This window comes from Enterobacter cloacae complex sp. S3, from assembly GCF_014930495.1.
In the GTDB taxonomy this organism is placed as follows: Bacteria; Pseudomonadota; Gammaproteobacteria; order Enterobacterales; family Enterobacteriaceae; genus Enterobacter; species Enterobacter asburiae_B.
The window spans coordinates 18,281-28,197 of record NZ_JADBRD010000040.1 but is presented as its reverse complement, the minus strand read 5'-3'; the positions used below and the strand labels follow the sequence as shown (position 1 = coordinate 28,197).

At 58.8% G+C, this 9,917-nt stretch carries 10 protein-coding genes and 2 pseudogenes; 9 read left to right on the top strand and 3 right to left on the bottom strand.

Annotation, left to right across the window (positions count from 1 at the left end):
• From IM317_RS20430 to IM317_RS20420, 3 genes and pseudogenes are all read right to left on the bottom strand, one after another.
• The coding region (locus IM317_RS20430) for an IS5-like element ISKpn26 family transposase (RefSeq protein ID WP_061352702.1) at positions 1 to 836 on the bottom strand (836 nt) is incomplete at its 3' end.
• A 252-nt stretch (positions 837 to 1,088) separates the two neighbouring features.
• Positions 1,089 to 2,620 (bottom strand): IS3-like element ISKpn38 family transposase gene (locus tag IM317_RS20425; RefSeq protein WP_120785296.1). Its coding sequence is split into 2 segments (ribosomal slippage): positions 1,089 to 2,323 and positions 2,323 to 2,620, totalling 1,533 coding nucleotides; the frame shifts between segments, so codons are not numbered across the junction.
• A gap of 38 nt (positions 2,621 to 2,658) precedes the next feature.
• A pseudogene (locus IM317_RS20420) lies at positions 2,659 to 2,769 on the bottom strand (IS5/IS1182 family transposase); the annotation flags it as partial.
• 159 nt (positions 2,770 to 2,928) lie between these two features.
• Here IM317_RS20420 and IM317_RS20415 point away from each other — a divergent pair.
• The 9 genes and pseudogenes from IM317_RS20415 (at position 2,929) to yfdX1 (ending at position 9,817) form a co-directional block, all read left to right on the top strand.
• Positions 2,929 to 3,192 (top strand): hypothetical protein, encoded by a 264-nt coding sequence (locus IM317_RS20415; RefSeq protein ID WP_001295708.1) that lies wholly within the window; start codon positions 2,929 to 2,931, stop codon positions 3,190 to 3,192.
• A gap of 221 nt (positions 3,193 to 3,413) precedes the next feature.
• Entirely contained in the window at positions 3,414 to 3,695 is a 282-nt protein-coding gene (locus tag IM317_RS20410) for a helix-turn-helix domain-containing protein (protein WP_004118205.1), read from the top strand.
• 34 nt (positions 3,696 to 3,729) lie between these two features.
• The gene (hsp20, locus tag IM317_RS20405; RefSeq protein ID WP_000350436.1) at positions 3,730 to 4,299 is read left to right on the top strand and encodes a small heat shock protein sHSP20; all 570 of its coding nucleotides are present in this window, start codon (positions 3,730 to 3,732) and stop codon (positions 4,297 to 4,299) included.
• Between the two features lie 105 nt (positions 4,300 to 4,404).
• Entirely contained in the window at positions 4,405 to 7,254 is a 2,850-nt protein-coding gene (gene clpK / locus IM317_RS20400; protein ID WP_004118202.1) for a heat shock survival AAA family ATPase ClpK, read from the top strand.
• Positions 7,254 to 7,445: a hypothetical protein gene (locus IM317_RS20395; RefSeq protein ID WP_017146640.1), complete on the top strand. Its 192-nt coding sequence runs from the start codon at positions 7,254 to 7,256 to the stop codon at positions 7,443 to 7,445. Before clpK ends, IM317_RS20395 begins: the two co-directional genes overlap by 1 nt.
• A gap of 60 nt (positions 7,446 to 7,505) precedes the next feature.
• Positions 7,506 to 8,143: pseudogene (locus IM317_RS20390) on the top strand (ATP-dependent metallopeptidase FtsH/Yme1/Tma family protein); the annotation flags it as partial.
• Entirely contained in the window at positions 8,143 to 8,334 is a 192-nt protein-coding gene (locus tag IM317_RS20385) for a hypothetical protein (protein ID WP_004118789.1), read from the top strand. The pseudogene IM317_RS20390 and the gene IM317_RS20385, both read left to right, overlap by 1 nt.
• 87 nt (positions 8,335 to 8,421) lie before the next feature.
• The gene (gene hsp20-GI, locus IM317_RS20380) at positions 8,422 to 8,880 is read left to right on the top strand and encodes a small heat shock protein sHSP20-GI (protein WP_001275372.1); all 459 of its coding nucleotides are present in this window, start codon (positions 8,422 to 8,424) and stop codon (positions 8,878 to 8,880) included.
• 22 nt (positions 8,881 to 8,902) lie between these two features.
• Entirely contained in the window at positions 8,903 to 9,817 is a 915-nt protein-coding gene (gene yfdX1, locus IM317_RS20375; protein ID WP_023326112.1) for a heat resistance protein YfdX1, read from the top strand.
• Positions 9,818 to 9,917 lie beyond the last annotated feature (100 nt).

The window sequence follows — 9,917 nt, the reverse complement described above, 5'->3', positions numbered from 1 at the left end:
AACGGGTGCTCCACCTTGGCACGGATGCTGGCTTTCATGTATTCGATGTTGATGGCCGTTTTGTTCTTGCGCGGATGCTGCTTCAAGGTTTTTACCTTGCCGGGACGCTCGGCGATCAGCCAGTCCACATCCACCTCGGCCAGCTCCTCGCGCTGTGGCGCTCCTTGGTAGCCGGCATCGGCTGAGACAAATTGCTCCTCTCCATGAAGCAGATTACCCAGCTGATTGAGGTCATGCTCGTTGGCCGCGGTGGTGACTAGGCTGTGGGTCAGGCCACTCTTGGCATCGACACCAATGTGGGCCTTCATGCCAAAGTGCCACTGATTGCCTTTCTTGGTCTGATGCATCTCCGGATCGCGTTGCTGCTCTTTGTTCTTGGTAGAGCTGGGTGCCTCAATGATGGTGGCATCCACCAAAGTGCCTTGGGTCATCATGACGCCTGCTTCGGCCAGCCAGCGATTGATGGTCTTGAACAGTTGACGGGCCAGTTGATGCTGCTCGAGCAGGTGGCGGAAATTCATGATGGTGGTGCGATCCGGCAGGGCGCTATCCAGGGATAATCGGGCAAACAGGCGCATGGAGGCGATTTCGTACAGGGCATCTTCCATGGCACCGTCGCTCAGGTTGTACCAATGCTGCATGCAGTGAATACGCAGCATGGTCTCCAGCGGATAGGGCCGTCGGCCATTGCCCGCCTTGGGATAAAACGGCTCGATGACAGCGGTCATATTCTGCCATGGCAGAATCTGCTCCATGCGGGAGAGGAAAATCTCTTTTCGGGTCTGACGGCGCTTAGTGCTGAATTCACTATCGGCGAAGGTGAGTTGATGGCTCATGATGTCCCTCTGGGATGCGCTCCGGATGAATATGATGATCTCATATCAGGAACTTGTTCGCACCTTCCCTAAAATCTAATTTTACCATTAGGTTATAGGCTGTCTCCACATGAATTTACTTCTGCAATCTACTGAGTATTGGAGGACATTTGAACTTTGCCCTGCTCCGGACATCTGAACTTGGCCTTGACAGGCTTTGTTATAACCATTTAGTAATGTCACTTTTGGGGCTGCGGATGTTTTCCTGGACTGTTATGTTGTGATCCCAAGATGCTGCCGGTACTTCACAGGACTCATTGCACCTAATGATAGCTTGATACGTTTCTCATTATACCAGCGTATGTACCTGTCCAGGAAGCAGATAAATTTTTCCAGCGTGATACCCGCCCAGTCTCTGCCATAGAACATTTCGTTTTTGATACGCCCGAAGAAGCCTTCACACGCAGCATTATCCGACGAGCATCCTTTGCGCGACATGGACCTTATAAGTCCGGAGGTGTTGATACGCTCAAGCCAGCCCGGCCACCGGTAATGGCCACCACGATCGCTGTGTATCACCGGTTTATCATGTTCGCTGAGCGTATCGAGTGCGTCATCGAGCATCGTATTCACCAGCGTCGCGTCCGGGCGTGTTCCTATCGACCAGCTTACAACCTGGCCATCAAAGCAGTCGATAACCGGCGACAGATAGACTTTTCCAGCCGGAAGCTGGAACTCCGTAATATCGGTCAGCCACTTCTCATTTGGCCTGCAGGAACTAAAATCCCGGGCGAGTAAATTTTCCGGTGCCGGACCGATTTCGCCACAGTAAGAGTTATATCGTCGTCGCCTGGTGCGCTTAACAACGAGCTGCTCTTCTGCCATCAGTCTGCGGACAACCTTTTCAGAAATAACTCTGTTGTTACTGCGAAGCATCGCGTGAAGGCGCCGGTAGCCGTAACAGCGGTAATTCTCCTCAAAGATATCGGCCATGATCACGCGTATTTCCGCATACTTATCGTACAGACGTTTGCTGGCTTTGTGGTAAAAATAACAGCTGCGGGCAAGTTGCAGAACGCTTAGCAACTCAGCAACGGGGTACTTTTTCTTAAGGGCATCAACTATCAGGGTTTTCTCCCTGTTTTTCAGTTTCAGAAAGCTGACGCCCAGATCTTTTTTTATCAGTTCATTCGCCTTTGTCAGTATGTCACGTTCGAGCTGCAGCTGATGAACCTGCTTCCTGAGACGCTGGATTTCACCGAGTAAAGTATCCTGATTTTTATCCTGAGGGGCTGCCTTTCGTTTGCGCATGGATTGATAAGCCTCGTCACTGATAAGGTCTTTCTTCCATTTGTACAGGACCGGGACGCTGACGCCTATGCTTTGTGCAACTTTACGCGCGGTTCCACGTCGGTTACAGAGCTCCCGGACGGCCTGAGACCTCTCTTCCGGGCTGAAGCATTTGCTTGTGCCTGAGCGAATGACCAGGGGACGCGCATTTGGGTAAACTCTTCAATCCAGCGCTTTAGAATTTCGTTACTGGGGTAGCCGATGGCTCGGCGAGTGTACGACAGGCAACCACCGTGAGTAAGATAATGCTCAACAGCAGCAATTTTCTGTGTACGTGAATAGCGTTCTCTTGGTTTTAATTCCCTGGGTAAATCGCCCTTCTCTTCATAAATCCGAACCCAACGGCCCAGCTGTTTTGTGGAAGGATATCCCAGCTCCATGACGACAACGGAGGCTTTCTTTCCGTACCGGTAATAGAGTTCGACGGCCCGAATCCGGTCCTCGTATGAATGCATAAATTAACTCCTGAAGGTCCAGGAATTTGTCCGCACTTCCCACGGTTGATGAGGGCTTTATTGTAGGTGGGCCAGTTGGTGATTTTGAACTTTTGCTTTGCCACGGAACGGTCTGCGTTGTCGGGAAGATGCGTGATCTGATCCTTCAACTCAGCAAAAGTTCGATTTATTCAACAAAGCCGCATTGAGGCTGTAGCCCAAGGCGATGTTTGCGATGGAGGCACCGGGTTCAGAACACTCCTGAATGACCTGAGCCTTGAAAGATTTGCTGTAGGTACGGCGCTGAGGGCGCATGGAAAATCCGCTTGATGGGCCATGGCCTTCGGCGGCGGTGTCGGGAAGGTGTGTTGGCCGGACGGATACTGTTGAACTACGTTGTCTGGGGCAACGGAAGTGTTTCGGCCCGACTCTGGAACGCGATCCGCAGCGACGACTGGGCAATTCCGCACGTTGGCCTGAGCAGCCTCGGGGAAATCGTCGTCTGGGCGCGCCCAGACGAGTTTCCGCCAAGGAACATGCAGACGAGCAAGGGGCTGCGGGCACTCGGCTACAACGTGAGGATCGGTGTTTGATCGAGGCGCCTGTGGTACACGCAGGCTGACGAGCCAGGCGCTGTCCATTGCCTGATCAGACCGCCCCGCTGCGCCTTGCCTGAGCAGTTGACCTGCATCAATGGGGCGGGAGAACGCTGCACATTGATTCTTGAAGTTATTCATAGTAGGTCTAATATTACAAAGTATTGCAAGGATTTCCTTGGCCGGAACCGCAAAGCGACGCGATTGGAGAGGGTGAGATGAAAGCGCACCTACAGGTGATTTTCACGCTCGATGAATTGGCTGCGTACTTGAAAGTCGGCAAGCGGACGATTTATCGGCTCGCCGCACACGGGGAAATTCCGGCTTTCAAGGTGGGCGGGACGTGGCGGCTTCGTCAAAGTGAAATCGATCAGTGCATCAATGATCAGACCCGAGCCGGAGCAAAGAAGGAGGTGATGCGCAAGCGTGAACAGCAGAAGTCATCCGAGCAGCCCGTGTCGCCTGGGCGCACTGCCCGTCGCAGCAGGCAAAGGGCTTGAGTAACTCGTTTTCCAATTTTTCTGGAGGTATGACATGGACATCGATTTCAAGAAGTTGGCTCCCTGGAACTGGTTCAAGAACGAGCAGCAAGAGCAGCAGACCGCCTCTTCCCTGCCGGTGCAGCGCAATGACCTGCCAGCGGCGAGCGGGCCAGTCAGCCCGATCCTGCAACTGCATCGGGAAATCGACCGGCTGTTCGATGACGCATTCCGGGGCTTCGGTTTTCCGGCGTTGAACATGCCGCAGTGGCCATCCGATTGGTCGGGCATGCTGAAGCCGGCCCTGGACATCCAGGAAACCGACAAGCAGTACAAGATTACCCTGGAAGTGCCCGGTGTCGAGGAGAAGGACATCCAGATAACTCTCGACAACGACGTGCTGATGGTGCGTGGCGAGAAGCGCCAGGAACAGGAGAAGAAGGAAGGTGGCTTCCACCGTGTGGAGCGCTCCTACGGCAGCTTTCAGCGTGCCTTGAACCTGCCTGACGACGCCAACCAGGATTCGATCAAGGCATCGTTCAAGAACGGGGTGCTCACGGTCACGATCGACAAGCGCGAGGTCAGCGCGCCGAAGCAGGGACGCTCGATCCCGATCAACGGCTGACGTCGCCGGCTCGTTCGTCACAAGAAAAACCCGGCACGAGACGAGGAGTCGCGGCTCGCGATGCCTCGTCGCCTCAACCTTTTCAACCTTCTCAGGAGCATCAGCATGGCCAGAAAACAATGCCAGGTCTGCGGCCAACCCGCCACCGTGCGGGTGGAAGCCAATCTCAACGGTCGTAACAGCACCATGCTGTTGTGCGACGACCATTACCGGCAATTAGTGCGCCAGCAAAAGCGCACCGTTTCGCCGCTGGAAGCCTTGTTCGGCTCGCGCAGCGGCCTGTTCGAGGACTTCCTCGGCAGTGACTTCTTCCGCATCGGCGAAGACGCGACGCCAGTTGCCGCCGATACCGATGACGTGGTCGATGCCTCGTTTGGCGAGCCCGCCACCGCAGGTTCGGGTGCGCCGCGCCGTCGCGGCAGTGGGTTGGCCAGCCGCATCAGCGAACAGTCGGAAGCCTTGCTGCAGGAGGCCGCCAAACACGCTGCCGAATTTGGCCGCTCCGAGGTGGATACCGAACATCTGCTGCTGGCGCTGGCCGACAGCGACGTGGTCAAGACCATCCTGGGTCAGTTCAAGATCAAGGTCGATGACCTCAAGCGGCAGATCGAGTCTGAGGCCAAGCGCGGGGACAAGCCCTTCGAGGGCGAGATCGGCGTGTCGCCGCGCGTGAAGGATGCGCTCAGCCGCGCCTTCGTGGCCTCCAATGAACTCGGCCATTCTTATGTCGGTCCAGAGCATTTCCTGATCGGTCTGGCCGAGGAAGGCGAAGGGCTGGCCGCCAACCTGCTGCGCCGCTACGGCCTGACGCCGCAGGCGCTGCGCCAACAGGTCAGCAAGGTGGTCGGCAAGGGCGCCGAGGATGGCCGCGCTGAGACGCCGACCAACACGCCAGAACTCGACAAGTACTCGCGCGACCTGACCAAGATGGCGCGCGACGGCAAGCTCGACCCGGTGATCGGCCGCGCGCAGGAGATCGAAACCACCATCGAGGTGCTGGCCCGGCGCAAGAAGAACAACCCGGTGCTGATCGGCGAGCCGGGTGTGGGCAAGACCGCCATCGTCGAAGGGCTGGCGCAGCGCATGGTGGCGGGTGAAGTGCCCGAGACCTTGCGCGACAAGCGCCTGGTGGAACTCAACATCAACGCCATGGTGGCCGGCGCCAAATATCGCGGCGAGTTCGAGGAGCGCGTGCAGAAGGTGCTGAAGGAGGTGACCGAGCACCAGGGCGAGCTGATTTTGTTCATCGACGAGGTGCACACCATCGTCGGTGCCGGCCAGGGCGGTGGCGAAGGCGGGCTGGACGTGGCCAACGTGTTCAAACCGATGATGGCGCGCGGTGAACTCAACCTGATCGGCGCCACGACGCTGAACGAGTACCAGAAATACATCGAGAAGGATGCCGCACTGGAGCGGCGCTTCCAGCCGGTGACGGTGCCCGAGCCGACGGTGGCCCAGACCATCATGATTCTGCGCGGCCTGCGCGACACCTTCGAGGCGCACCACAAGGTCAGCATCTCCGAGGACGCGATCATCGCGGCGGCCGAGTTGTCCGACCGCTACATCACGGCGCGCTTCCTGCCGGACAAGGCGATCGACCTGCTCGACCAGGCGGCCGCGCGCGTGAAGCTGTCGGCCACGGCCCGGCCGGTGGCCGTGCAGGAGCTGGAGTCCGAACTGCACCAGCTACGGCGTGAACAGGATTACGTGGCCGCGCGCAAGCAGTACGACCAGGCCGCCGAGCTCGGCAAGCGCATCGAAGCCAAGGAGGCCGAGCTCAAGAAGCTCGTCGAGGACTGGGAGCGGGAGCGGGCCTCCGGCAGTGCCGAGGTCAAGGCGGAACACGTGGCGCAGGTTGTCTCGCGCCTGACCGGCATCCCGGTCAACGAGTTGACGGTGGAAGAGCGCGAAAAGCTGCTGCACTTGGAACAACGGCTGCACGAGCGCCTGGTGGGACAAGACGAGGCGGTCCGTGCCGTGGCCGATGCCGTGCGGCTATCCCGCGCCGGCCTGCGCGAAGGCAGTAAACCGGTGGCTACCTTCCTGTTTCTGGGCCCGACCGGGGTGGGCAAGACCGAGCTCGCCAAGGCATTGGCCGAATCGATCTACGGCGATGAGCACGCCCTGTTGCGCATCGACATGTCGGAATATGGCGAACGCCATACCGTGGCGCGGCTGGTGGGCGCGCCTCCGGGCTATGTCGGTTACGACGAAGGCGGTCAGCTCACCGAGAAGGTGCGGCGCAAGCCCTACAGCGTGCTGCTGCTCGACGAGATCGAGAAGGCACACCCTGACGTCTACAACATCCTGCTGCAAGTGTTCGACGACGGTCGCCTCACCGACGGCAAGGGCCGGGTGGTGGATTTCACCAACACCATCATCATCGCCACGTCCAACCTGGGTTCGGACATCATCCAGCGACGGCTGAAGGCGCGTGAGGCGGCTGGCGAGGAGTACGAAAAGACCAAGGCCGAGGTCATGGACGTGCTGCGCGGCCACTTCCGGCCCGAGTTCCTCAACCGCATCGACGAGATCATCGTCTTCCATGCGCTGGGCAAGGAGGAGATCCGCCACATCGTCGGCCTGCAGCTCGATCGCGTGGCGCGCAGCGCCGCCAGCCAGGGCGTGACGCTCACTTTCGATCAGACGCTGATCGACCATTTCGCGGAAGAAGGCTACAAGCCCGAGTTCGGTGCGCGTGAACTCAAGCGCCTGATCCGCAGCGAGCTGGAAACTGCGCTGGCGCGCGAGATGCTCGGTGGCGGCATCGGCAAGGGCGATCACGCCAGCGCACGCTGGGACGACAAGGCCGAACGCGTGGTGTTCGAACGCAAAGAGCCACCGCAGACCCCGGCCGAGCCGGAGCAGCCGGATGTCGCGAAGGCGACCGAGACGCCGCACGGCGACGCTGGCAAAGACTCGAGCAAGAAGAAGTCGGCGAGCGACGCATCTTGATGGCGGGCGAGGCTGCCGTGTCCGACTCCATCAGCCTGGCATGGGCAGCCTCCCTGGCATCGATCGCGGTGGCGGTCGTGGCCGCGGGTCACGCGGTCGTCTACAAGCGTGATCCGCGGTCGGCCACGCCGTGGGGGCTGCTCATCAGCGGCGGCACTGCCCTCCCGCTCGCTGGCCATCCGTTTGCGTGACGGTGCGGCCCGTCTGTTCACCTGATCCTCTGGCAACTCGACTTTCGAGGAACACGGTCCATGGAAAAAAAGAATCAATGGAATACCGGCTACTGGATCGTTGCCCTCCTGCTGTTGCTGAGTTTGCAGAGCTACTGGCAGACGGCGAAAACCGTCGAGCCGGTGCCCTACAGCGAGTTCGAGAAGGCGCTGGACGAGGGGCGCGTGGCCGAAGTGCTGGTGTCGGATCGTACGGTGACCGGGCGCCTGAAGTCGCCGGACAGCCGGGGCAAGACGACGATCGTGGCAACGAGGGTCGAACCCGATCTTGCCGATCGCCTGTCGAAGTACGACGTACCCTATGCCCGCGTGTTGGAGAGCACCTGGCTGAGCGATGTGCTGTCGTGGATCCTGCCAGCGGTATCCTTCTTTGGCGTCTGGTTCTTCCTGTTCCGCCGCTTCGCCGAGAAGCAGGGCATGGGCGGGTTTCTCAACATCGGTAAGAGCCGCGCCAAGGTGTTCGTGGAAAAGAACACCGGTGTGACGTTCGCCGATGTGGCGGGGGGGGGGATGAGGCCAAGGCGGAGCTGGTCGCGATCGTCGATTTCCTGAAGAATCCGCAGGACTATGGCCGTCTCGGGGCGCGCATTCCCAAGGGCGTGTTGCTGGTCGGCCCACCGGGCACCGGCAAGACATTGCTGGCCAAGGCTGTTGCCGGGTGGCCGAATCGACCCAGGCGCGCATCGATCAGGCTATCCGCGACATCGTGATGGGCGTGTTCGAGCGCGCCTACCGGATTCTCGACATCAACCGCGCGGTGCTGGAGCGCTGTGCGCGCGAGCTGCTGGCGCGGGAAACGCTCGACGAAAGCGATATCCGTCAATTGACTCAAGGACTTGTTCGGAACTGAAAACAGTAGTAGGTGCCATTCAGAGTAAACCGACGGCTCTGTTCAGTGCGTCATCCAATTCGTCGGCATTGTTCAAGGAGAACCGATATGTCTGCATTGACTCCGTGGGACCCCTTCCGGGAACTGGATGAATTGCAAAACCGCCTGGCGACGATGTTCGGACGAATACCCCAGCGACAGGGCGCCCGTACCGGCAACGAAGCCATGACCACGGCGGACTGGGCTCCAATGGCGGACATCAGCGAGGATGAGAACGCATTCCTCCTCAAGCTGGATCTGCCGGAGGTCCCCAAGGATGCCGTGCGCGTCAGCGCGGAAAACGGTGTGCTCACCATCAGCGGCGAGCGCAAACTGGAAAAAGAGGAGCAGGGCAAGAAGTTCCACCGCATCGAACGTGCGTATGGCCGCTTTGTGCGCAGCTTTGTCTTGCCTGACAACGTTGATCCGACCAAGGTGACGGCTTCCATGAAAGACGGCGTGCTGGAAGTGCGGCTTGTCAAGGCCGAGCAAGCCAAACCGAAACAGATTGAAATCTCAGTCAACTAACTTCAATCAGGAGCCCAAGATCATGAATATCAAACAGCCACAATACACCTTCTCCGCACTTGCCCTGGCGGTCGTCGTCGGACTGAGCGGACCGGCTCTGGCCCAATCGGCGGCAGGTTCTAGCCCAGGTGCTGCAGCACCCTCTGCCGTATCCAAGGCGGCACAGCCACAGGTAGATGACAAGGCCGCCCAGGAAGCCGATAAAAAGCGTGCCGAGCTCACTCAAGACGCCATCACGGCGCTCACCAAGACCCAGGAGGCTTTGACCCTCCTTGATGCAAACAAGACCAAGGAGGCGCTTGCTGCGCTGGAACTGGCCAGCGGAAAGCTGGAACTGGTATTGGCACGCGACGCCAAACTTGCTTTGGCGCCGGTCGATGTACGCGTCATCACCCACGATATCCACGCCAACGTGGAATCGGTAAAGAAAGCGGTCAAGTTGTCTCGGGAGTTGTTGGGTGATGGCGAGGTGCAAAAGGCCCGGCCCATCGTTGCCAATCTGGCCAGCGAAATCGTAATCCAAACCGACAACCTTCCGATGGCAACGTACCCGGCAGCGATCAAGTCGGCCGCACGGCTCATCGACAGCGGCAAGATCGACAACGCCAAAGCGGAACTCGCCCGAGCACTGAACACGCTGGTGGTGACCTCGGTCGCCTTTCCTCTGCCCGTGCTACGGGCCGAAGCCGCGATGGCAAAAGCTGAAAAGCTGGCCGAGACCGACAGGCGCGATGCCAAGCAGAACGAGGAGCTCAGCACCTTGCTGTCGTCCGTGCGCACGGAGATCGAGATGGCGCAGATCCTGGGTTATGGCAAGAAGGCGGACTTCAAACCCATCTTCGATCAGGTGAAGTCCATTGAGCAAAAGTCGGCTGGTGGCAAAAGCGGCAAGGGATGGTTCGACGAGTTGAAGACGCGCATCCAAAAGCTGTTTTGAGGTGATGAAGGGGCTGACTGCTCTGTCGGTCAGTCTCGCGATGTTCGCATTCAGCCCCAATAGATTCGCCTATTTTCACTATCTCATACGAGGCATATCA

Bases quoted from the DNA above. Each gene is read 5' to 3' on its own strand.
- IM317_RS20410 (WP_004118205.1), top strand. From the start codon at position 3,414: ATGAAAGCGCACCTACAGGTGATTTTCACGCTCGATGAATTGGCTGCG.
- clpK (WP_004118202.1), top strand. From the start codon at position 4,405: ATGGCCAGAAAACAATGCCAGGTCTGCGGCCAACCCGCCACCGTGCGG.
- hsp20 (WP_000350436.1), top strand. From the start codon at position 3,730: ATGGACATCGATTTCAAGAAGTTGGCTCCCTGGAACTGGTTCAAGAAC.
- IM317_RS20415 (WP_001295708.1), top strand. From the start codon at position 2,929: ATGGGCCATGGCCTTCGGCGGCGGTGTCGGGAAGGTGTGTTGGCCGGA.
- hsp20-GI (WP_001275372.1), top strand. From the start codon at position 8,422: ATGTCTGCATTGACTCCGTGGGACCCCTTCCGGGAACTGGATGAATTG.
- yfdX1 (WP_023326112.1), top strand. From the start codon at position 8,903: ATGAATATCAAACAGCCACAATACACCTTCTCCGCACTTGCCCTGGCG.
- IM317_RS20395 (WP_017146640.1), top strand. From the start codon at position 7,254: ATGGCGGGCGAGGCTGCCGTGTCCGACTCCATCAGCCTGGCATGGGCA.